Source organism: Rhodococcus sp. LMD (genome assembly GCF_056108245.1).
On the sequence record NZ_CM148557.1, the window covers coordinates 4,605,767 to 4,628,582 of the forward strand.

Consider the following 22,816-nt stretch of genomic DNA (forward strand, 5'->3'; position numbering starts at 1 on the left):
TCGGGTTTCCGACGTCGATTCAGCAGTCCAGCGCGCCCTTGGCGCGCGCGACGGTGCGCACCGCGTCGTCCACCCGCGCCGCCGGGAGCTCCCCCGTCGCCACCGCCTGCTCGAGGTGGTCGAGCACCCGCGGGACGTCGTCGGTGGACAGCCACAGCGCCTGGTCCACCCCGGCGGCGAGCGCCGCCTGCACCGCCTCGGTGATGTCGTACGTATCGGTGATGGCCCGCATCCCCGACAGGTCGTCGGTGAAGACCACCCCGTCGAACGGCGGGGCGCCGTAGCCCGTTCCGGAACGCAGCAACTGCACGGCCTGCGGGCTGATGCTCGCCGGCACGCCCTCGGTCAGACCCGGCACGTCCAAGTGCCCGAGCATCACCGCGACCCCGGAATCGACGAGCTCCCGGTACGGCACCAGGTCCACCTGCTGCAGCTGGTCGAGCGGCGGCGCGGTGACCGCACCGGTGTGCGAGTCGCCCGACGCCGAACCGTGGCCCGGGAAGTGCTTGAGCACCGGCAGGATTCCCGCGTCGCGCAGCCCGCGCGCGTAGGCGCCGGCGTACTGCACCACCACCTGCGGATCGGCGGAGAAGGAACGGTCGCCGATCACCGCGTCGTCGGGCTGGCTGCTCACATCCACGTCGGGGGCGAAGTCGACGGTGACGCCGAGCTCGCGGAGCTCACGGCCCCGCTCCAGCGCCATCCGGTAGGTCTCCTCCACCGTCATGGTCTGCGCCGTCACCCGCGCCGACGGATCGGGACCCAGCAGCGCCCCAACGCGCGAGACCCGGCCGCCCTCCTCGTCGATGGTGACCATCAGCGGCAGCCGGCTCGCCGCCGTCACCTGCGGGATCTCCCGGTTCGCCAGCATCGACACATCGGTCCAGCTGCCGACGAAGATCCCGCCGATCTGTTCGGACCGCACCGCCTCGAGTGCGTCGGCCGTGCCCGTGACGCCGACGTTGAGCAGCTGCGCCAGCCGCTGCCGCACCGTCAGCGACGCGAGCAGCTCGTCGCCGCACGCCGGTGCGGCGGACGCGGTCGCCATGGGGGCGGGCGACGGTGGCTGCGCGACGGCCGAGGTGTCCTGCGACGTGGGCGCAGCCGTGGACTCGGCGGCCCGGGGAGCGTCCTGTCCTCCGCACCCGGCGACGGCGAGGACGGCCGCGACCGCGACGGTGAGGGTGTGACGGATCCGCATGGCCTCCGACGGTAGCCGACCACCACCGTGCCGGTCCCCACGACCCGCGGCGGCGGGTGGTCCCCACGGCCCACGGCGGCGGGTGGTCCCCACGACCCGCGGCGGCGGGTGGTCCCCACGACCCGCGGCGGCGGGTGGTCCCCGCGGCCCACGGCGGCCGGTAAAGTGTCCCCCAAGGACCGCCACGACAGCAGGGATTCGTGATGCCCGCAGATCTCATCCTCATCGCCTACGACGGCTCCGAGAACGCCAAGCGGGCCGTGGAATATGCGGGGAGATTCCTCGCCTCGTGCCGCGCCGTCGTCGTCACGGCCTGGGAACCGATGGTCCGTCAGGCCGCCCGCATGTCCGGGCTGTCGGGGGTGATGCAGCCGGAGTGGGTCCCCGACGAGGAGACCGAGGACGTCGCCCTCACCGACGCGAAGGTGATCAACGCGGAGGGACTCGACCTGGCCCGCTCCGCCGGCCTCGCCGCGGAGGGCCGCACCCTCGAGGTGGTCAGTGCCGTGTGGACCGCCATCGTCGAGGCCGCCGACGAGCTGAACGTCGACATCATCGTCACCGGCACCCGCGGCACCACCGGCCTGCGCTCGCTGCTGCAGTCCTCGGTGGCCGACCATGTGCTGCGGCACAGCCACCGGCCCGTGCTGATCGTCCCGCCGGGACGCTAGCCGCGGCGCGAACCGCACGCGGGCGAGGATATCGTCGACCCACCATGGACGGTTTCCTGCTCTCCCGCGCCGATCGCACCGTGCACACCACCGGGACGCGCCGCCGGTTCACCGACATCGCCGAGGCCTCCCTCGCGTTGCGCCGCGGTGAGGCCGACCTGATCGTGGGCGCGCTGCCGTTCGATCCCGAGCGTCCGGCCGCGTTGACCCAGCCCGAAACCGCCGAGGTGACCGGCGCGGCGTGGCAGCCGCCGGACGCCCTGCCCGGCCTGCCCACGGTGCGGATCGCCGCGCAGACCCCGGCGCCGGAGCAACACGTCGCGCGGGTCGCTGCACTGCGCGACCGGCTCGGCCGCGGCGAACTCGACAAGGTCGTCGCCGCCCGCTCGGTCACGCTCGTCGCGAACACCCCTGTCGACCCGCTCGCCCTCGCGGCCCGGATGGCCGAACGCCACCCCACCGCGCACGTCTACGCGGTGGATCTGAGCGCCGCCGGCGAGCGGTACCGCGGCCACACCCTGGTCGGTGCGACGCCCGAGCTGCTGGTCAGCCGTCGCGGCGACGCCGTCACGTGCCGTCCGCTCGCCGGCACCGCCGCGCGGTGCGCCGACCCGGACGCCGACCGGGAGGCGGGCCGCCAGTTGCTCGCCTCGGCGAAGAACCTCGCCGAGCACGCCTTCGTCATCGAGTGGATCCGCGCCCGCCTGGCCCCGCTCTGCGGTGACCTGCAGATCCCCGGCACGCCCGTGCTGACCGCGACGAGCGACGTGTGGCACCTGGCCACCCCGATCACCGGCACCCTGCGCGATCCCGGGACGGACGTCCTGACCCTGGCCGCGGCGCTGCACCCGACCCCGGCCGTGGCCGGCACTCCCACCGAGGCCGCGCTCGCCGCGATCCGCGGCACGGAGGGCGACCGTCGCTTCTACGGCGGAGCGGTGGGGTGGTGCGACGCGAACGGCGACGGGGACTGGCTGGTGGCGATCCGCTGCGCCGAACTCAGCGCCGACGGCAGGCGTGCCCTCGCGTGGGGCGGCGGGGGCATCGTCGCGGCATCCGATCCGCAGGCCGAACTCGACGAGACCACCGCGAAGCTGCGCACACTGCTCGGCGTGCTCGGCCTCTAGGCCGCCACGAGTGGAGCACGCCACAGTTGTCCCCGTGCGGGTGATACCTTGACGCGGAGCGCGACGACGCCGGTTCGGATCCGGCGACGGGCGCGCGCGACGGATGTCGGCTCACACGGGAGCCGACGATGGACGATGGGGAGATGGGTATGGCGAAGTTCGTGGGCCCGGGCCTGGCCAGCGCGGCGATCGGTGCCGTCCTCGGCGCCGTGGCGGTGTTCGGCGTCACGGCGGCGGTTCAGGAGAACACCCGCCCGCAGGTCGACCGCAGCGGCAACGCCGATTCCTCCCTGCTGAACCAGGTTGAGTACGGCAGCCGCTGACGGCGCCGTCCACGCGACGAGTTCACGCACTTCCCACGGCACGGCACCCCACCCCGGTGGGGCACCGTCCGCCGACCCCTTCTCCAGGCGGTGGTTGTACGGGGCCGCCGTGGTGTCGCTGCTGCTGGCGTTCGCGCAGGCCCCCGGCCTGATCGTCGCCGACACCAAGTACGACCTGACCCAGAATCCCCTCGGGTTCCTCACCCGCGCCGCCCACCAGTGGAGCAGCATCGCGCCGCTCGGCCAGGTACAGAACCAGGCGTACGGCTACTTCTTCCCGCACGGTTCCTTCTTCGCCGTCGGCCAGCTCCTGCACATCCCCCCGTGGATCACCCAGCGGGTGTGGTGGGCGCTGCTGCTGCTCGCCGGGTTCTGGGGCGTGGTGCGGCTCGCGGAGGCGCTCGGCGTCGGTAACCGTGGTTCCCGGCTGATCGCCGCGGCGGCGTTCGCGCTCTCCCCCCGCGTGCTGACCACCCTGGGATCCATCTCGTCGGAGACGCTGCCGATGATGCTGGCGCCGTGGGTGCTGCTGCCGCTCGTGCGCTACCTCGACGGCGACGGGTCGTATTCCGCTCGACGAGCGGCAGCGCCGTATTCCGCTCGACGAGCGGCAGCGTCGTATTCCGCTCGACGAGCGGCAGCGCAGTCCGCCGTCGCCGTCGCGCTCATGGGTGCGATCAACGCCGTCGCCACCGTCGCCGCGTGCCTCGTCGCCGGGCTGTGGTGGCTGGCACACCGCCCGAACCGGCGATGGTGGCGGTTCACGCTGTGGTGGATCCCGGCCTGCGTCGTCGCGGTGCTGTGGTGGATCGTGCCGCTGCTGCTGCTCGGCCGCGTCAGCCCGCCGTTCCTGGACTACATCGAATCGTCCGGGGTGACCACGCAGTGGACCTCGCTGGCGGAGGTGCTGCGCGGCACCGACAGCTGGACCCCGTTCGTCTCCCCCGAGCGCATCGCCGGCGCGGTGCTGGTCACCCAGCCCGCGGCGGTCCTCGTCACCGGTCTGCTCGCGGCCGCGGGCCTGGCGGGACTGGCGATGCGTTCGATGCCCGCCCGGGGGCGGTGGACGCTGATCCTGTTCGCCGGCATCGCCGGGCTGGCCGCCGGGTACGTCGGTGACCTCGGCTCGCCGATCGCCGAGCAGGTCCGGCACTTCCTGGATTCGACCGGCGCCCCGCTGCGCAACGTGCACAAGCTCGAGCCGCTGGTGCGGTTGCCGCTCGTGCTCGGGCTCGCGCATCTGCTGCGCCGGGTGCCGCTGCCCGGCGCGGTGCCGTGGCGGCAGGCCCGGACCGCGTTCGCGCATCCCGAGCGGCAGCCCATGGTCGCGTTCGCCACCCTGATCCTCGTGGCGCTGACCCTCGCGACGTCGCTCGCGTGGACCGGCCGGCTCGCCCCGCGCGGTGCCTACGATGCGGTGCCCGGATACTGGCACGAGACCGCCGCGTGGCTCGACGAGCACACCCGTGGGGAACGCGCGCTGATCGTGCCGGGCGCCCCCTTCGGCAGCCAGATCTGGGGCCTGACCCGCGACGAGCCCCTCCAGGCGCTCGCGTCGACGCCGTGGGCCTCCCGCGACGCCGTGCCCCTCGTGCCGCCGGGCGCGATCCGGGCCCTGGACTCGGTGCAGCGGCACATCGCCGACGGCCGGCCCACCCCGGGGCTGGCGGCGACGCTGCGCGGTCAGGGCATCGGGTACGTGGTGATCCGCAACGACCTCGACCCGGAGACGTCGCCGTCGGCGCGGCCGGTGCTCGTGCACCGGGCGATCGAGGGTTCCCCCGGGCTGGTCCGGGTCGCGGAGTTCGGCAACGAGATCACCCGGAACTTCGAGGAGGGCTTCACCGCCGACTCCGACCTGCGGCCGGCGTACCCGGCGGTCGAGATCTACCGCGTGGACCTGCCCGGCGCTCCGGTCGGGCCGTACGCGGTGGACGCGGCCGACGTGCCCCGGGTGCAGGGCGGCCCCGAGGCCCTGCTGCGCCTCGACGACGCCGAGCCGGGCAGCACCGGCCCCGCCCTGCTCGCCGCCGACGCGAACCGCGCGGGTCTGCCCGTCGACGACGTCCTCGTCACCGACACCCCCACCGCCCGTGAGACCGACTACGGCCAGGTCGACCACCACAGCTCGGCGATCCGTGCCGCCGGCGACCCGCGGCGCACCTACAACCTCGTACCGGACTATCCGGTGCCGGACACCGACCTCGTGCATGCCGAATGGGAGGGCGCCCGGATCAGTGTGTCCAGCTCCGCGTCCGACGCCACCCAGCTCGGCGGCACCTCCGTGGGCAGCGGACCGGCGGCCACCGTCGACGGCGATCCCACCACCGGCTGGCACAGCAACGGCCTCGAGTCCGCGGTCGGCCAGTGGCTGCAGCTCGACCTGGACCGGCCCCTCGAGGCCGGGCTGCTGCGGTTGAGCACCAGCCCCGGCGCGCTCGGCCCCGCGGTGAAATGGCTCGAGGTGACCACCGACCGCGGCAGCACGGCCGTGCGCGTCGAGAAACCCGGCCGCGAACAGACCGTGGCGCTGCCGCTCGGACGGACGACCTGGATCCGGATCACCTCCACCCGCACCGAGGACGGGTCGGTGGGCAACCAGTTCGGGCTGACCGAGGTGGCGGTGGACGACTTCACCGACCGCGACAACCCCCGGCCGGTCGACATCCGGCAGCGGATCGTGCTGCCGGACGTCGTCGCCGGGGCGACGGTGCGGGGCTGGAATCTCGGTCAGGAACTGCCCGGCCGCGGCGGCTGCGTCGACACCCCCGATCGGGTGCGGTGTGCGCGGGGTCTGGCCGTCGCAGCCGAGGAGCCGAACCTCTTCACCCGCACCCTGTCGGTGCCCGACGCGACGTCGGTGACGCCGCAACCGTGGGTGCGGGCCCGGCCCGGCCCGGCCCTCGCCGAGATCGCCGCGCTGCCGGACCGGGTGGTCGCCCGCGGCGCCGCCGACGTCGTCGACCTGCAGGGCTCCGCGTTCGCCGCGACCGACGGTGATCCGCGCACCACGTGGACGGCGTCGGAGGAGTCGGTGCGCCCCGGCGCGCCGCGACCGACCGTCACGCTCGACCTGCCGTCCCCGCAGCTGGTGACCGGCCTGGAGGTGACCGCGGGCCTGGGACCGCTGCCGGCGCGCCCGACCCGCGTCGCCGTCGACCTCGGCAGCGGACCGCAGGTGCGCGACGTCGAATCATCAACGACGACAATTGATCTCGAACCACACGTGACGGATCGGGTGGTGCTCGGCCTGGTCGGCTGGGAGGACGTGCTGGACCAGACGGTGCTCGGCTTCGCGAAGGTCGTCCCGCCGGGTCTGGCGGAGGTGACCGTCCTCGGCCCGGACGGTCCGATCGGTCCGCAGGATCCGGTGTACGACCGGCAGGTCACGGTCGGCTGCGACACCGGGCCCGTGCTCACCGTCGACGGACGCAGCTACCGGACCTCGGTCACCGCGACCGTCGCGGACCTCGCCGCCGGTGTCGAGGTGCCGGCCACCTTGTGCGACGAGACCGTCGCGCCGCTGCCCGCCGGGCGCGTCGACGTCGAGATCGACCCGGGCCAGGCGTTCACCGTCGGGACGCTGCGGCTCCCGGTTCCCGGCGCCGCGAGCCCGCCGGCAGCCGAACCCACCGAACTCGCCGTCGGCACCTGGACGGAGAACCTGCGCGAGCTCGAGGTGCCCGCGTCCGAACGGGACCGGCTCGTCGTCGTGCCGGAGAGCACCAACGTCGGCTGGGTCGCCACGGCCGCGGACGGCACCGAACTGACACCCGTGGTGGTCGACGGCTGGCAGCAGGGCTGGGTCGTGCCCGCCGGGACCGGCGGCACCGTGACCCTCGAATTCGCCACCGACCGGTGGTATCGCCTCGGCATCTTCGGCGGCCTGCTCCTGCTGCTGCCGCTGTTCGCGCTCGCGGCGTGGCCGCGCCGGCGCCCCGTCGCCGATCCGGGGCCGTCGCCCCGGGTCTGGGGCAGTACCACCGTCGGCTTCGCCGGCGTGCTGGCCGTCGCGGTCCTCGCGGCCGGCGCGGTGGGCGCGGCGACGACGGTCGTGGCGGCAGCGGCGATCGTGGCGGTGGGCGCCCGCTGGGGCCGCGACGTGGCTGCCCGCACGCTGGTCGTCGTGACCGGATGCGCCACCATGACGGCGATGGCGTTGCTGTCCACCGGGCCGTGGCGGGCGCCGGACGGCTACGTCGGGCACTCGGTCGCCGTCCAGTTCGCCGCGCTGTGCGGGCTCGTCGCGCTGGGAATCGCGGCGCTGCCGGTCTCGGTCAGGGCGCGGCGGAATCTGCGACGCGTTCTGCGGTGGAGGCGACGCGGCTCTGACGGCGCCTGACCTCCCGGCGCACCGGTTCCTCGACGAGGGCGTAGCTGACCGACGCGACGGCGATGCTCAGCACCAGAGTCACCGTGAGCACGAACCAGAAGTCGCCCTGGAACGGGATGAGACCGAAGACCGGGAAGACGATGGACAGCACGGCCAGGTGCCAGATGAAGATGCCGTACGACCATCGGCCCACGGTCAGCGCCGGACCGCTCGCCAGGATGCGGTGCTCGGCGCGCGGCGCCAGGACGAGGGGCGCCAGCAGTGCGAAGCTCATGAGGGCGCCGAGCAGGATCTTGCCGTTGTACTGCCACGGATCGATCTTCACGAGTCCTTCCGGCCCGCCGAGGGCCGTGGTGGACAGCGCGAACGCGGCCACGGCGACCACCGCCATGAGCACCCGGTGCGCCGCGAGGCGGTGCACCCAGGTCCGCTCGCCCGTCACGAGCTCCGCGAGCACCATGCCGGCGGCGAACCACGGCAGATAGCCGGGCAGCCAGTTGTCGTGGTTGATGTGGTCCGGGGTGGGAACCGGCAGCCACGCCCACACCAGCGACAGCGCACTCAGGGCGAGCAACAGCGGGACGCGGAACCGGGCCCGTGCGCCACGCAGACCGGCGAGCGCCGCGGCGAACAGCGGCAGCAGCAGGTAGAAGGCCACCTCCACCGACAGGCTCCACATCTGGGTGAGCCCCTCGGTGAGACTCAGCGGCACGAACACCTGCACGAGGGTCAGGTTCGCGAGCCACAGCCGCCACCCGCCGCCCGCCTCGGGCAGCAGGAGCAGCACGATGCACACCACCACCCAGTAGGCAGGCAGGATGCGGGTGGCCCGGGACAGCAGGTAGCGCCCGGTGGTCGGCGCGGCCCCGAGACCACGCGCGGCCGCCGCGTGCGGCCGCCACAGCAGGAAGCCCGACAGCGCGAAGAACAGGGCGACGGCGAGGTCGAACCGCCCCCAGATGCGGCCGAGCACCGGGTCGTGCACGGCGCCGGTCTGGAATGCCACGTGCGTGATCAGGACGCCGACGGCCGCGAATCCGCGCATGCCCTCGAGCGCCGGCAGGAAGCCGGAGACGGCGGGAGCCGAGGCGGTGGGCGGGGCACTGCTGGTCATCGACGACAGTCTGCCCGGTCGCTTCGGGGCGGGGAAGCCGGGATCTCGAGTCCGAACGGTGGCGCGCGCCGGGCGGATGCCCTGTTAGTGTCTGGGCTCACGTGGTATTCGCGAGCCGGATGCCAGGCGATCCGTGCAGACCGGCTGCCGGTGGGGGTACTCGATGGAACCGTTGAGTGAGGAGACACAGCATGGCTGAGCGTTCGGGCTCGGGCCGGAAACTGGCATTGGCATTGGTGGGCCTCGGCGCCTTCCTCATCGTCGCGGCAATACTGATCCCGACGTATACCGTCGGCAAACTCGCCAAGACGCCGCTGGACCTCGAGGTGACCACGGTCGCCGAGGGCACCGGCGACATCCTCAACGCGCGGGCGCTGCTGTCGGGGCGGGCGCAGGTCGACACCGACGTGCCGATCGTGGCGCAGCGGTTCGTCACCGTCGAGGACCCGTCGAATGCGGACATCATGACCCTGCAGGCGGGCCAGACGGTCCGTCGCCTGGACATGCAGGGCGACACGGGTCTGGTCTCCGCCACCGTCGACCGGGTCACGGTGGACCGGGTCAGCGGCATGCCGGTCACCAAGGAGGAGAACCCGGACGCGGTCAGCACCATCCAGACCTCGGCCACGGCTCCGCCGACGGAGATCCCGAACCGCGACGGTCTGCAGTACCGCTTCCCGTTCGGCACCGAGCAGAAGTCCTACCCGTACTTCGACCTCAATGCGCGCGAGACCTACCCGATCGACTACATCGACGAGACCGAGATCAACGGCGTCAAGGTCTACCACTTCCGGCACGAGATCGAGCCCGTCGACCTGTCCGCGGTCGATCCGTCGGTGCCGACCTACAAGCTGAGCCTGCCCGCCTCGACGTGGGGCGTCGAGGGCGGCGAGACGCCGGTGACCATGACCCGCTGGTACACCAACGTCCGTGACCTGTGGGTCGAGCCGGAGACCGGCGTCGTCATCAAGGGCCAGGAGCAGCAGTACCAGTACTACGCCCGCGAGGCGAGCCGTCCCGAGGTGACGGTGCTGCAGGTGTCCCTGCCGTTCAACGAGGACACCATCGAGTTCCAGGTGGAACAGGCCAAGAACGGTATCGACACCCTGAACCTGTTCGGTCGCACCGTGCCGATCATCCTCGGCATCCTCGGCCTGCTCGCGCTGATCGCCGGCATCGTGCTCGGCCTGCGCGGCGGCAGCGGCCGCACCGGCCGTCCCGTCGCCGCGACGGGCGGCCCGACCGCACCGGCCGGACCGGCCCACGCCGCCCCGGCCCAGCGCGACTGGACCAGCGACCGCACCGAGGAGATCCCCCGCACGGACGCTCCCCCGCAGCAGCGGGACTGGACCACCGACCAGACGCAGGAGATCCCGCGCACCGACCTGCGCAAGGAACCGCCGCAGCAGTAGGTAGCAGTAGGTACCCGGCCGGTGCCCCTCCCGATCGGGAGGGGCATCGGCGTGTGGCCTCCCGATCGGGAGGGGCACCGGCGTGTGACCGAATGTGACATCGCGTCGGTTGGATCGAACCGATGTCACATTCGGCCCGACGGGGCGGGCCGCGTATCCGGCCCGACGGTGCGGGCGGCGCGCACGGCGAGGACGGAGACCACCGCCGCCGTCGTCGCCGCGACGGCCACAGCGACGAGCACGAACTGCCTCGTGGTGGTGGCGACGGTGAGCATGAGGGCAGCCTCCACCGCGAGACCGACCCACGCGACGGCCGCGAGGTGGGTGCGTTCGCCCGCGATCGCGGACAGCAGTGCGCCCTGCAGGACCGCCAGGCACGCGCCCTGCAGGGCGAACAGCCACAGCAGCGACTGCACCGGGGCGTAGGCGTCACCGACGAGCAGCGGCACGAGCGGCGCGCCCACGGCTGCGCCCGCGACGAGCGCCGCACCGATCCCGACGAGGACGGTCAGGGCCGAGCGGACCGCGGCCGCGGACTGGGCGGGGTCGGCCATCCGCGGGTACAGCACCACCCCGACCGCCTGCGGCAGCCAGAACGCGACTTTCGTCGCGACGGCGCCGAGCGCATACAATCCCGCGTCCTGCGGGTCGAGGACGGTGCGGGCGAGCAGCAGATCCAGCGACGTCAGGGCGATCAGCGCCAGCTGCACCTGGGAAGCGCGCAGCACCGCGAGCACGCCGACCGCCGGGGCGGTCCCGGATCCGGGCCCCGCCGGGGAGCGCGACACGAGCGTGGCGGCCGCGGCCGCGACGAACCCGGTGCCGACCGCGCCGGCGAACAGGGCCGCCCCCGGTCCGCCGCCGACGGCGAGCACCGCGACGGCGGGCACGACCTTCGCCACGCCGGCCGCGGCGAGGACGACGCTGAGCGCGCCGAACCGTCCCCGGCCCTGCAGCAGCCCCTGTTCGGCGGCGAGCAGCACGAGCAGGGGTGCGGTGACGAGCGAGCCGAGGGCACCGGCGACGCTGGTGTCGAGGGCCCACGCGACGAGGGGCACGACGGCGAGCGCGACGAACCCGGCGAGGCCGGCGCAGCGATAGCCGAGACGGCGCAGGGCCGCGGTGCCGGCACCGCGCACGGTCTCCCGGGCGACGACGGTCTGCAGGGCGAGCGCCGGCACGGCCAGGACCAGCTGGGCGGCCAGCAGACTGGCGAACTCCCCGTATCCCGCGGGTCCGAGCCACTGGGCCGCCGGCAGGTGCAGCAGATAGGACGCCAGGTTGGCGGTCATGGCACCGGCGGTCACCATCGTCATCCCGGCGACGGCGGTTCCGGTGGCCGGGCGCGGCATCTCAGGTCGCGGCATCGGACCATGGTTGCACGCGGCGGGTGCGGGCGACGAGGCGCGGGACACCGGCGCGAGATGGGTATTGTGCGGCCATGCCCAGGCCGGTGTCGCTGCGTCCCGCTGTCCCGGCCCTCTACAGCCTCGCGCTGGCGGCCGTGGTGCTCGGGCCGCTGCTCACCTCCCCCGGCTACCTGCTGTTGCGCGACGCGGTGAGCACCCCGCGGTCGTTTCCGACGGACTCGGCGCTGGGTCTGACCGATGCCGCGGCGCGGGCCGTCCCGCAGGACGCGTTGCTGGCGGCGGCGAGTTCGGTGGCGGACGGCGGCCTGGTGGTGACGGCGTTGCTCACCGGCGCCCTGTGGGCGGCCGGCTGGGGCAGCGCCCGGCTGGTGGCGATGCTGTTGCCGACGGCCGGGCTGCCGGCCCGGCTGGTGGCGGCGACGGTGGGCGTGTGGAACCCGTACGTGGCGGAGCGGCTGCTGCAGGGGCACTGGAGCCTGCTGGTGGGCTACGCGGCGCTGCCGTGGACGGTGGTGGCCGCCGTGGCGGTGCGGCGGGGCGACCGCTCCGGGTGGCCGTCGCTGGCGGTGTGCCTGGGCGTGGCGGGCCTGACCCCGACGGGTGCGCTGCTGGCGTCGGGGACGGCGCTGGCCGTGCTCGCGCCCCCGGGCGGGCGGTCCCGGCGGGTGCCGCGGCTGGCCGGCGCGGTGGCGCTGGCGGGTGCGGTGGCGGCGCCGTGGCTGGTGGCGACGGCCGTCTCCGGCGGCGCGGGCGACGGATCGGATCCGGCGGGGGTGCGCGCCTTCGCGGCACGGGCCGAGCCCGCGCTGGGCACGCTCGGCAGCGTGGCGGGGCTCGGCGGCATCTGGAACGCCGACGCGGTGCCCGCGTCGCGGACGACGGTGTGGGCGCTGGTCGGTACTGCGGCGCTGCTGCTGGTGGTGGTGTGCGGGGTGCCGGCGCTGTGGCGGCGACGGCGCAACCCGGTGCTCGGCGTGCTGACGGCGCTGGCCGCGGTCGCGGTGCTCGGTCCCGCCCTCGCGGCGACGGGGCCGGGGCTGCGGGCCGGGGAGTGGGCGATGGTGCACGTCCCGGGTGCAGGTCTGCTGCGCGACACGCAGAAGTGGGTGGCCTGGGCGGTGCCGCTGTACGCGCTGGCCGCCGCGGCGGGGGTCGGCACGTTGCGGACGCGTTTCGGCGGGCGGGCCGGCGTCTGGGCCACGGCGACCGCGCTGGCGGTGCTGCTGGCCCTTCCGGACCTGGCGTGGGGCGTGGGCGGGCGCGTACGCCCGGTGCAGTATCCGGACGCGTGGCAGCGGGTCGCGGCGACGGTGCCACCCGGCGACGGCGATGTGGCGGTGCTGCCGGCGGGTATGTTCCGGCGATTCGAGTTCAGTGGCGCCGCACCGGTTCTCGATCCGGCCCCCCGGATGCTGCGCGCCGACGTGCTGCAGTCCGGGGAGCTGATCGTCGCCGGCGGCACCGTCGCCGGCGAGGGCCGGGGGGCCGCGGAGGTGGAACGCCTGCTGCTGGCGGGCGCGGCGCCGGCCGACCTCGCGGCCCACGGCGTGGGGTGGGTGCTCGTCGAGCACGGCACGCCCGGGGATCTCGGCGACTCGGCCCGCACGCTCGAGCAGCTCGAGCCGGTGGTCACCGACGCCGCGCTGTCGCTGTACCGGGTGCGCGGGGTCGCCGGGACCCGGTCGGACGACCGGACGGCGGCGATCGCCGCGCACGCGCTGTGGGCGGCGGTGTCAGCAGGCGGGCTCGTGGGCCTGCTGGTCCTGCGACGGCGCGTCCGGCGCCGCGAGCACGACGGCGGCCTGCGCGGGGCGCGGGAACAGTCCTGAGACGCGGTGGCCCGCGGCCGTCGCGGCGAGCACCTCGTGCACCCCGTCGCCGGTCGCGGACCAGGAGAACTCGGCGGCGCGCACCCGGGCCTTGCCGCCGAGGGTGCGGCGGCGGTCGGCGTCGGCGAGCAGGTCGGCCACGGCACCGGTGAGCTCGTCCGGGGAGTCGACGAGCACGCCGGTGACGCCGTCGATGATCGAGTCGGTCAGGCCCCTGGAACTGCGGTAGCCGATCGTGGGCACACCGTGCTGGGCGGCCTCGACCACGGCGAGCCCCCACCCCTCCTTGCGGGACGGCATCACGTGCACCCAGGATCGGGCGAGCAGTTCGTGCTTGCGGTCCTCGGCGACGTGGCCGTGGAAGGTGACGGCGTCGGTGATGCCGAGGTCGGCGGCGGCTGCGCGCAGGTTCCGCTCCCACCAGCCGCCGCCGATGACGTCGAGGTGCAGGCCGGGGACGCGGTCGCGCAGCGCGGCGACGGCGACGAGGGCGTCCTCGATCTGCTTGTGCGGTACGAGCCGCGACAGCACGCACACGGTGGGATGCGCGGTGCGGGTGTGTTCGTCGCCGGGTTCGACGCCGGCGGGGACGGCGTCGGCACCGTTGCGAACGACGGCGATGCGGTCGCGGTCGACCCCGAGGGCCATGAGCTCGTCGGCGGACGGCAGCGACACGGTCAGGTACTGGTCGTCGCGGTGCACGCGCGGCGACAGCGTGGACTCGATCCACCAGCCCAGCGCGGCCATGACGCGCCCGGCGACGGGCCACTGCTCGCGGTGGCAGTGGTGCACGAGCACGGTCACGGGCGCCCCGGCGACGAGCCGGGAGAAGAACGGGATGCCGTTCTGGGTGTCGATCACGGCGTCGGGCCGGAGGTGACGCAGCGGGCCGACGCCGAGACGGCCGGCGGCGATCGCGGCGAGGGCCCGGGGATAGACGGTGAGCCGTCCGCCGCCGCGGCTGACGGTGACGCCGTCGATCTCGTCGCGGCGGGGGGCACCGGGGTAGGCGGCGGTGCGGAGGGTGACGCGGATGCCGCGCGCGGCGAGCTGGGCTCCGACCTGCTCGAGGTACCGTTCGCTGCCTCCGCCCTGGGGGTGCCCGGTATCGCGCCAGCACAGCAACAGAACCTCGCGCACGTGGCGACCCCCTGTGGTTCGTCGTCGACGGATGTATCCCGGAACACACTAACGGGTGCAGGGGCACCCGCGGTGGAGGGTTACCGGCGGGTAGTGCAGTGCGGGGGCCGCTATGGTTGCTCCTCGTGGTTGTTCCGACCCTGCCCGTTCCCCCGGTGGCCCGCACCTTCGCCCGGCGCGCCACCCTGCGCCGGTCCGTCGGGCTGCTCGGCGACTTCCGGCACGAGCAGTCCGCACCCGAGCTGTTCTACGGGGCGCTCGCGCGCGACACCGTCGACCTGATCGGTGACCTGTACGCGGACCTGACCGACCGGGACCTCACCGGCACGACCGTCGTCGACGTCGGGGGCGGACCGGGATACTTCGCGGAGGTGTTCGGCGCGGCGGGTGCCCGCTACGTGCCGGTCGAGCCGGATCCGTCGGAGATGCACGCGGCCGGCCTCGCCGTGGGCGGGTCGGTCCGCGGCTCGGGCCTCGCGCTGCCGCTGCGCACGGGGTCGGTGGACGTGTGCTTCTCGTCGAACGTCGCCGAGCACGTGGCGCAGCCGTGGGTGATGGCCGAGGAGATGCTGCGGGTGACGCGGCCGGGCGGGCTGACGGTGCTGTCGTACACGCTGTGGTGGGGTCCGTTCGGGGGGCACGAGACCGGCCCGTGGCACGCGTTCGGCGGTGAGTACGCGGCCCGGCGGTACGCCCGCCGGCACGGCCGGGAACCGAAGAACCGGTACGGGGTCTCGTTGTTCGAGGTGGGCTGCCGCGACGGGCTGCACTGGGCACGGTCGACGCCGCACGGGGAGCTGCTGGCCGCGTTCCCCCGGTACCACCCGCACTGGGCGTGGTGGCTGGTTCGGGTCCCCGCGCTACGGGAGTTCCTGGTCAGCAACCTGGTGCTCGTGCTGCGCCGGCGCTGATGGTCGCGCTCGCCCTCGACGTCGGCGGCACCAAGACGGCCGCCGCCCGCGTTCGCGCCGACGGCACGCTCGACCCACCGCGGACGGTGCCGACGCCCGTGCACGGGGTGTGGGCGGCGTGCGCGCAGCTGCTGCGGCAGGTCGCCGCGGGGGACGAGGTGACCGCCGTCGGGATCGCCAGTGCCGGCCCGGTCGACACCGGCGCCGGCTCGGTGGCGCCGATCAACATCGACGAATGGGCGCGCGGCTTCGATCTGGCCGACGCCGTGCGCGGACTGTTCCCGCGCGCGGGGGTGCGGCTCGCGGTCGACGGGGCCGCGGCCGCGCTGGCCGAGCACCGGCTCGGGGCGGGCCGGGGTACGGCCGACCTCGTCGGTGTGGTGGTCTCGACCGGCATCGGCGGTGGTCTGGTGCTGGGCGGCCGGATCGCCGGGGGCCGGACCGGCAACGCGGGCCACATCGGGCACATGGTGTCGGGCGCGGGTACCGAGGCCTGTGCGTGCGGGGGCGCCGGGTGCGTGGAGACCGTGGCGAGCGGGCCCGCCGCGGTGCGGTGGGCGCGGGGGCACGGCTGGTCCGGTGCCGACGGTGCGGCGCTGGCCCGCGACGCGGGGGCGGGCGATCCTGTCGCGGTGGCGGCGCTGGGACGGGCGGGGACGGCCCTGGGGGAGGTGATCGCGTCGGCCGCGGCGCTGGTCGACGTGGACCTCGTCGTGGTCGGCGGGGGATTCGCGCAGGCCGGCGCGCCGCTGTGGCGGCCGATGCGCGCGGCCGCGGCCCGGCACGCCCGGCTGCCGTTCCTGTCCGGGCTGCGGCTCGTCCCGGCGCGGCTCGCCGCCGCGGGAACCCTGACGGGCGCCGGGCTCCTCGCCGTCGCGGGCTGAGCTTCGACGCGAATCGCCCGCGCCGCGGCCCCTTCCCGCGTCACAATACGAGGGTATTGCCCTCGGGACGGGAGCGGCCATGACGCCTTTCCAGCGCTACATCGCCGAGGAGATCGCGGTGGACCACGCCGACGGTCTGCTCACCCGCCGCGAGGCGCTGCGCCGGCTGGGGCTGATGGGGCTGAGCCTCACCGCGGCATCCGCCCTGCTGGCGGCCTGCTCGAACGAGAACGGTTCGACCGCAACACCTTCCAGCCCTTCTGGGGCGGCTTCCGCATCCCCGGACCGGACACCGCCGGGTAGCGCGACGGCCGTTGCGACGGAGCCGATCACGTTCCCCGGCCCGGAAGGACGGACGCTGCAGGGCGCATGGGCGCCGGCGGCGGAGCCCCGGGGTGCCGTGCTCGTGATCCACGAGAACAAAGGACTCAACGATCACATCCGCTCGGTGGCCGGGCGCCTGGCCGGGGCCGGCTACTCGGCGCTCGCGATCGACCTGCTCTCCGAGGAGGGGGGCACGGCCGTGTTCACGGACCCGGCGCAGGCCACGGCGGCACTGAGTACCGTTCCGCCGCAACGGTTCTCCCAGGACATGCGGTCGGGCATCGACGAGCTGACCCGGCGGGTGCCGGATCGGGGCGTCGGGGCCGTGGGGTTCTGCTTCGGCGGCGGCATGACGTGGCTGCTGCTGACGACCGGCGACCCGCGCGTCGCGGCGGCCGTCCCGTTCTACGGACCGCTGCCCGACGCTGCCGACTTCGCCGGCTCCCGAGCCGCCGTCCTCGCGATCTACGCCGAACTCGACCAGCGCGTGAACGCCTCGCGGGACGCGGCGACCGCGGCGCTCGAGCGGGCGGGCCTGGCGCACGAGGTGGTCACCTACCCCGGCGCCGACCACGCCTTCTTCAACGACACCGGCCCCCGGTACAACGCGGACGCGGCCGCGGGAGCGTACGACCGGATGCTCGCCTGGTTCGGGACTCACCTGGGGTGACCCCTTCCGAAAACTTGTAACGTGTTCTAGTGTTCGAGGTCACAGTCCCGGTGGCCGGAAGGAGAGCGCGTGAGCATCGATCCTGCCGCGTCGACGTCCGGCGCCGCCGGCCACGACGCCGAGGTCGCGCGGCCCAGCGACTCCCGGCGCGATCCCGAGCAGGTCCGGGAGAACCTGCGATCGTGGCTCGCGACGAAGGTGACCGACCCGGTCGTCGAGAACGTGCACATCCCCGAGACCACCGGCATGTCCAGCGAGACGCTCCTGTTCGACGCCCGCTGGGACGGCACCGACCGTCCGCTGGTCGCCCGCGTCGCCCCGGCCGAGACCGCCGTGCCCGTCTTCCCCACCTATGACCTCGAGGGCCAGGCCCGTGTCATGCGCGCCGTCGCCGAGCACTCCCGCGTCCCCGTCCCGGCCGTGCACTGGTACGAACCCGACCCCGCCCCGCTCGGGGCCCCGTTCTTCGTCATGACCCGCGTCGCCGGTCGCGTACCGCCGGACGTCATGCCGTACAACTTCGGCTCCTGGGTCACCGAGGCCGGCGACACCGAGCGCGCCGCCATGCAGGACGCCTGCGTCGAGGTGCTCGCCGGTGTCCACGACGTCCCGCCGGCGAGCGCCGGGCTGGGACCGGCCGGCACCGTCGCCGACGCCGTCCGGGCGCACCTGGAGCGTCAGCGCGCCTACTACGAATGGACCACCCGCACCGGTGGCCCCCGCTCCCCGCTCGTCGAGCGGGCGCTCACCTGGCTCGACGCCCACCGTCCCGACGACCCCTCCCCCGCGGTGCTGTGCTGGGGCGACGCGCGGATCGGCAACATCCTCTTCGACGGGTTCCGGCCCGTCGCGGTGCTCGACTGGGAACTGGCCACCCTCGGCGCCCGCGAGATGGACCTGGCCTGGATGACGTTCCTGCACCGGTTCTTCGAGGACATCGCCGCCTCCGCCGGGCTCCCGGGTCTGCCGGGCTTCCTGCGTCTCGACGACGTCGCCCGCACGTACGCGCAGCGCACCGGTCACGTCCCGCGCGACCTGCACTTCTACACCGTCCACGCGGCGCTGCAGCACGCGATCATCATGCTGCGCATCCACACTCGCGCGGTGCACTTCGGGCAGGCGCAGCCACCCCACGACCCCGACGACGCGATCATGCACCGCGCCACCCTCGAGGCGATGCTCGACGGCACCGACCGGCAGGGGTCGGCGTCGTGAGCTCCCTGTCCCCCCTGGACGACTACCCCGTCCACCAGACGGCCGAACCGATCCGGCGCGTCGCGACGTCCGACCGCAACTTCTACGACCGGTACTACTTCAACTGCTACCCCGCCGACACCGCCGACCTGTTCCTGATCGTCGGCATGGGCCAGTACCCGAATCTCGGTGTGGCCGACGGTTTCGCGGTGCTGCGCCGCGGCGACGACCACCTCGTCGTCCGGGCGTCGAAGGCACTGGGCACCGATCGGGCCGACACGGCCGTCGGACCGCTGCGCGTCGAGGTGCTGGAGGGGCTGCGGCGGCTGCGGGTGGTCCTCGAACCCGGCCACGCCGAGACCGCCGACCTCTCCTTCGATCTCACCTTCGAGGGCACCGTCCCGGCCACCGAGGAGACACCGCAGCGACTGCGCCAGCTCGAGCGCGTCGTCATGGACACGTCACGGTTCGTCCAATCCGGCCGATGGTCGGGCACCCTCACGGTCGACGGGCAGACGCGGCACGTGGATCCGCGCACGTGGCTCGGCAACCGCGACCGCTCGTGGGGCGTGCGCCCGGTCGGGGAACCGGAGCCGCCCGGACGCAAGGCGCACGAGGGCACGCCCGGCTTCTTCTGGATCTACTCGGTGATGCAGTTCGAGAACGACACGCTCGTCACGATCGTGCAGGAGGACGACCAGGGTCGGCGTCTGGTCGAGGAGGCGATCCGGATCCGGCCCGGCGCCGAGCCCGAGTGGCTGGGCCGGCCGGAGCACCGGCTGGTGTTCGCGCCGGGCACCCGCAACGTCACGGGGGCGGTGCTGACGTTCCACCGGCCCGGGTCCGAGGTCGTGACCGTCGACTGCGAACTGCTGGTGCCGAACCTGCTCGCCGTCGGTACCGGCTACGGGCTCGAGCAGGACTGGCGGCACGGCATGTGGCAGGGCGAGCTGGTGGTGCAGGCGCTGCGCCGCGACGTCCGCGAGATCGACCCGGCGTTGCTGCTGTTCTGCCCCACCGACCATCTCGCGCGGTTCCGGATCACCGGGTCGGACGCCGTCGGCACGGGACTGTTCGAGGTCGCCGTGATCGGACCGCACCGGCAGTACGGCTTCACCGGGTTCGTCGACACCCACCCAGCCCGGTCGGACAAGTGAGCAACCCTGGATTGTTGAGGAAAGGTGACATGACCGATTACGACAAGCTCTTCATCGGCGGACGCTGGGCCGCCCCATCCACCGACGAGCGCCTCGAGGTGTTCTCGCCGGCCACCGAGGAACGCGTCGGTTCCGTGCCGGTCGCCGGGCCGCAGGACATCGACGCCGCCGTCGCCGCCGCCCGTCGCGCCTTCGACGACGGACCGTGGTCCCGCACCTCGCCGTCCGAGCGCGCCCAGGTGCTCGCCAAGGCCGCCAAGCTGATCGAGGAACGCAGCGCCGACCTCGCGGCGTCGCTGTCCGCCGAGATGGGCCAGCCGCCGGCCTCGGTGCAGATGATGCAGGTGACGCCGTCGCTGGCGACGATCAACTATTATGCGGGCCTTGCCGATTCGTTTCCGTGGACGGAGGAGCGCACCGGCGCCTTCGGACGCTCCCGGGTGACGCGCGAACCCGTGGGCGTGGTCGCCGCCGTCATCGCGTGGAACGTGCCGCTGTTCCTGATGATCAACAAGCTCGGCCCGGCCCTGCTCGCCGGCTGCACCGTCGTGTTCAAGCCCGCGCCCGAGTCGCCACTGACCACCAACGCGGTCGCCGAGATCTTCGCCGAGGCGGGCCTGCCCGAAGGCGTGCTCTCCCTCGTCCCGGGCGGTGCCGAGACCGGTGAGTACCTCGTCGCGCATCCGGACATCGACAAGATCACCTTCACCGGCTCGACCGCCGTCGGCAAGCACATCGGCGAGATCGCGGCACGCAACCTCACCCGCTGCTCACTCGAGCTCGGCGGCAAGTCCGCCGCCATCGTCCTCGAGGACGCCGACCTCGACTCGACGATCGCGATGCTCGTGATGTCCGGCCTGATGAACACCGGGCAGGCCTGCGTCGGCCAGACCCGCATCCTCGCGCCGCGCTCGCGCTACGACGAGGTCGTCGAGAAGATGGTGGCGACCGCCGCGTTCTTCCCCGTCGGCATGCCCGACGACGCGGCGGCGCAACTCGGACCGCTGATCTCCGCGAAGCAGCGCGACCGCGTCGAGGGCTACATCGCCACGGGCAAGGAGGAAGGCGCGCGACTGGTGCTCGGCGGCGGCCGGCCCGCAGGCCTGGACAAGGGGTACTTCGTCGAACCGACGATCTTCGCGGACGTCGACAACTCCATGACCATCGCGCGCGAGGAGATCTTCGGCCCCGTGCTGTGCGTGATCCCCTACGACAGCGTGGACGAGGCGATCAAGATCGCCAACGACTCCGACTACGGCCTCGCCGGCTCCGTCTACACCACCGACGTCGACAAGGGCCTCGAGGTGGCGTCGCGGGTGCGCACCGGCACCTACGGCATCAACTGGTACGCCTTCGATCCGGGCTCACCGTTCGGCGGCTACAAGAATTCCGGCATCGGACGGGAGAACGGCCCCGAGGGCGTCGAGGCGTTCTGCGAGACCAAGTCGGTGCTGTACCCGCCCGGCTACGGCGCCTGACGGACTCTCGCGGGCTTCGGCCGAATGTCACATCGCGTCGATCGAATCGACCCGATGTGACATTCGGCCGTCACGCGGCGGCAGACGTCAGATGTACATCGCGGGATCGATGTAGCACGCCGGGTCGACGAGTTCCTCGTGCGACTTGCGGGGCCGGATCGTCGCCGGGATGCCGACGGCGATCGAGTCGGCGGGGACGTCGCGCGTGACGACCGCGTTCGCGCCGATCGCGACGTCGTCGCCGATCACCACCGGCCCGAGGACCTTCGCCCCCGCGCCGATGGTGACCCGATTGCCGATGGTCGGGTGCCGCTTGGTCCGTGCCAGCGACCGCCCGCCGAGCGTGACGCCGTGATAGATCATCACGTCGTCGCCGATCTCGGCGGTCTCCCCGATCACCACGCCCATGCCGTGGTCGACGAAGAATCGCCGGCCGATCGTCGCGCCGGGGTGGATCTCGATGCCCGTGAGGAAGCGGGTGAACTGCGCCAGGACGCGAGCCGGTCCCCGCAGCGCCGGTCGCGCCCACATCCGGTGTGCCAGCCTGTGCGACCAGATCGCGTGCAGGCCCGAGTACACGAGGGCGTTCTCCATGTCACCACGCGAGGCCGGATCGTGGCCCCGGGCCGCCTGCAGGTCTTCCCGGAGGGTGCGCAGAACACTCACGATTCGTTCAGTCCCGGATGTGCTCGAACAGCGGAGTGGAGATGTACCGCTCGCCGAAGTCGCAGACCACGGCGACGATGAGCTTGCCGGCGTTCTCCGGGCGCTTCGCCAGTTCCAGCGCCGCCCACACGATCGCGCCGGACGAGATGCCGCCGAGGATGCCCTCCTGCGTACCGAGATCCCGGCCCACGCGCACGGCGTCGTCGAACGAGACGTCGACGATCTCGTCGTAGACCGCGCGATCGAGCACGTCGGGCACGAAGTTCGCGCCGATGCCCTGGATCTTGTGCGGGCCCGGCTGCCCGCCGGTGAGGATCGGCGAATCGATGGGCTCGACGCCGACGATCTTCACCTCCGGCTTGTATTCCTTGAGCCTGCGGCCCGCACCGGTGATGGTGCCGCCGGTGCCGATGCCGGCGACGAAGATGTCGACCTCCCCGCCGGTGTCCTTCCAGATCTCCTCACCGGTGGTGTTGTAGTGGATCTCCGGGTTCGCCGGGTTCGCGAACTGGCGGGCGAGGATCGCGTTCTCGGTCTTCGCGACGATCTCCTCCGCCTTCGACACCGCCCCGGCCATGCCCTCGGAGCCGGGGGTCAGGACGATCTCGGCGCCGAACGCACGCAGCATCACCCGCCGCTCGGTGGACATCGTCTCGGGCATCGTCAGGATGACCTTGTAGCCGCGCGCGGCACCGACCATCGCCAGCGCGATGCCGGTGTTGCCGCTGGTGCCCTCGACGATCGTCCCCCCGGGACGCAGCTCGCCGGACTTCTCGGCCGCGTCGATGATCGCCACGCCGATCCGGTCCTTGACGCTGTTGGCCGGGTTGTAGAACTCGAGCTTGACCGCGACCTGGGCGTCGAGCCCCTCGGTCAGCCGGTTCAGCCGCACGATCGGGGTTCGCCCGACCAGCTCGGTGACATTGTTGTAGATACCGCTCATGGGCCCGATCCTCCTCCCGGTCGCAGTGCCGACCGGATTGGTTCCGTCGTCACCTATTGCATCATTCCG

General features: G+C 73.4%; 18 protein-coding genes. 12 read left to right on the top strand and 6 right to left on the bottom strand.

Features of this window, described 5'->3' with window-relative positions:
• Positions 1-19: 19 nt before the first annotated feature.
• Entirely contained in the window at positions 20-1,201 is a 1,182-nt protein-coding gene (locus tag ACWPQI_RS21000) for a glycoside hydrolase family 3 N-terminal domain-containing protein (RefSeq protein ID WP_010593518.1), read from the bottom strand.
• A gap of 203 nt (positions 1,202-1,404) precedes the next feature.
• Between ACWPQI_RS21000 and ACWPQI_RS21005 the strand changes: the two genes are divergently transcribed.
• From ACWPQI_RS21005 to ACWPQI_RS21020, 4 genes are all read left to right on the top strand, one after another.
• Positions 1,405-1,872 (top strand): universal stress protein, encoded by a 468-nt coding sequence (locus ACWPQI_RS21005; RefSeq protein ID WP_010593519.1) that lies wholly within the window; start codon positions 1,405-1,407, stop codon positions 1,870-1,872.
• A gap of 44 nt (positions 1,873-1,916) precedes the next feature.
• Positions 1,917-2,999, top strand: coding sequence for an isochorismate synthase (locus ACWPQI_RS21010; protein ID WP_010593520.1), 1,083 nt, complete (start codon positions 1,917-1,919; stop codon positions 2,997-2,999).
• Positions 3,000-3,148: 149 nt separating this feature from the next.
• Positions 3,149-3,322: a DUF2613 domain-containing protein gene (locus tag ACWPQI_RS21015; RefSeq protein ID WP_003939230.1), complete on the top strand. Its 174-nt coding sequence runs from the start codon at positions 3,149-3,151 to the stop codon at positions 3,320-3,322.
• Between the two features lie 109 nt (positions 3,323-3,431).
• Complete coding sequence (locus ACWPQI_RS21020) at positions 3,432-7,664, top strand: alpha-(1->3)-arabinofuranosyltransferase domain-containing protein (RefSeq protein WP_395705423.1); 4,233 nt, start codon at positions 3,432-3,434, stop codon at positions 7,662-7,664.
• Here ACWPQI_RS21020 and ACWPQI_RS21025 read toward each other — a convergent pair.
• Complete coding sequence (locus ACWPQI_RS21025) at positions 7,600-8,769, bottom strand: acyltransferase family protein (protein WP_010593522.1); 1,170 nt, start codon at positions 8,767-8,769, stop codon at positions 7,600-7,602. The two genes, ACWPQI_RS21020 and ACWPQI_RS21025, sit on opposite strands and share 65 nt — an antisense overlap.
• 191 nt (positions 8,770-8,960) lie before the next feature.
• Here ACWPQI_RS21025 and pgfA point away from each other — a divergent pair, with 191 nt between their 5' ends.
• Positions 8,961-10,181 carry a cell envelope lipid trafficking protein PgfA gene (gene pgfA, locus ACWPQI_RS21030; RefSeq protein WP_029539962.1) on the top strand — a complete coding sequence of 407 codons (1,221 nt, stop codon included), beginning with the start codon at positions 8,961-8,963 and terminating at the stop codon, positions 10,179-10,181.
• Between the two features lie 125 nt (positions 10,182-10,306).
• Here the strand turns inward: pgfA and ACWPQI_RS21035 are convergent, their stop codons facing one another.
• The gene (locus tag ACWPQI_RS21035) at positions 10,307-11,533 is read right to left on the bottom strand and encodes a polysaccharide biosynthesis protein (protein ID WP_048773155.1); all 1,227 of its coding nucleotides are present in this window, start codon (positions 11,531-11,533) and stop codon (positions 10,307-10,309) included.
• 89 nt (positions 11,534-11,622) lie between these two features.
• On the opposite strand from ACWPQI_RS21035, the gene ACWPQI_RS21040 reads away from it, so the two are divergent.
• Positions 11,623-13,380 carry an MmpA family trehalose lipid delivery protein gene (locus ACWPQI_RS21040; protein ID WP_474738484.1) on the top strand — a complete coding sequence of 586 codons (1,758 nt, stop codon included), beginning with the start codon at positions 11,623-11,625 and terminating at the stop codon, positions 13,378-13,380.
• On the opposite strand, the gene ACWPQI_RS21045 is transcribed toward ACWPQI_RS21040, so the two are convergent.
• Positions 13,285-14,520, bottom strand: a complete 1,236-nt coding sequence (locus ACWPQI_RS21045) for a glycosyltransferase family 4 protein (RefSeq protein ID WP_140188924.1) — start codon at positions 14,518-14,520, stop codon at positions 13,285-13,287. The two genes, ACWPQI_RS21040 and ACWPQI_RS21045, sit on opposite strands and share 96 nt — an antisense overlap.
• Positions 14,521-14,675: 155 nt before the next feature.
• Here ACWPQI_RS21045 and ACWPQI_RS21050 point away from each other — a divergent pair, with 155 nt between their 5' ends.
• From ACWPQI_RS21050 to ACWPQI_RS21075, 6 genes are all read left to right on the top strand, one after another.
• A complete protein-coding gene (locus ACWPQI_RS21050) occupies positions 14,676-15,431 on the top strand; it encodes a class I SAM-dependent methyltransferase (RefSeq protein ID WP_029539964.1) in 756 nt (251 codons plus the stop codon).
• Complete coding sequence (locus ACWPQI_RS21055; protein WP_301914015.1) at positions 15,431-16,315, top strand: ROK family protein; 885 nt, start codon at positions 15,431-15,433, stop codon at positions 16,313-16,315. The genes ACWPQI_RS21050 and ACWPQI_RS21055 overlap by 1 nt, the downstream gene beginning before the upstream one ends.
• 79 nt (positions 16,316-16,394) lie before the next feature.
• Positions 16,395-17,309 (top strand): dienelactone hydrolase family protein, encoded by a 915-nt coding sequence (locus ACWPQI_RS21060; protein WP_010593529.1) that lies wholly within the window; start codon positions 16,395-16,397, stop codon positions 17,307-17,309.
• A gap of 69 nt (positions 17,310-17,378) precedes the next feature.
• Positions 17,379-18,524: a phosphotransferase family protein gene (locus ACWPQI_RS21065; protein WP_017682248.1), complete on the top strand. Its 1,146-nt coding sequence runs from the start codon at positions 17,379-17,381 to the stop codon at positions 18,522-18,524.
• The gene (locus tag ACWPQI_RS21070; RefSeq protein ID WP_301914017.1) at positions 18,521-19,660 is read left to right on the top strand and encodes an Rv3169 family protein; all 1,140 of its coding nucleotides are present in this window, start codon (positions 18,521-18,523) and stop codon (positions 19,658-19,660) included. Before ACWPQI_RS21065 ends, ACWPQI_RS21070 begins: the two co-directional genes overlap by 4 nt.
• Before the next feature lie 29 nt (positions 19,661-19,689).
• Positions 19,690-21,138, top strand: a complete 1,449-nt coding sequence (locus ACWPQI_RS21075; protein ID WP_474738485.1) for an aldehyde dehydrogenase — start codon at positions 19,690-19,692, stop codon at positions 21,136-21,138.
• 87 nt (positions 21,139-21,225) lie between these two features.
• Here the strand turns inward: ACWPQI_RS21075 and epsC are convergent, their stop codons facing one another.
• Together epsC and cysK are read right to left on the bottom strand one after the other, a co-directional pair.
• Complete coding sequence (gene epsC / locus ACWPQI_RS21080; RefSeq protein ID WP_010593533.1) at positions 21,226-21,804, bottom strand: serine O-acetyltransferase EpsC; 579 nt, start codon at positions 21,802-21,804, stop codon at positions 21,226-21,228.
• 7 nt (positions 21,805-21,811) lie between these two features.
• Complete coding sequence (gene cysK, locus ACWPQI_RS21085) at positions 21,812-22,747, bottom strand: cysteine synthase A (protein ID WP_003939081.1); 936 nt, start codon at positions 22,745-22,747, stop codon at positions 21,812-21,814.
• Between the last annotated feature and the right edge of the window lie 69 nt (positions 22,748-22,816).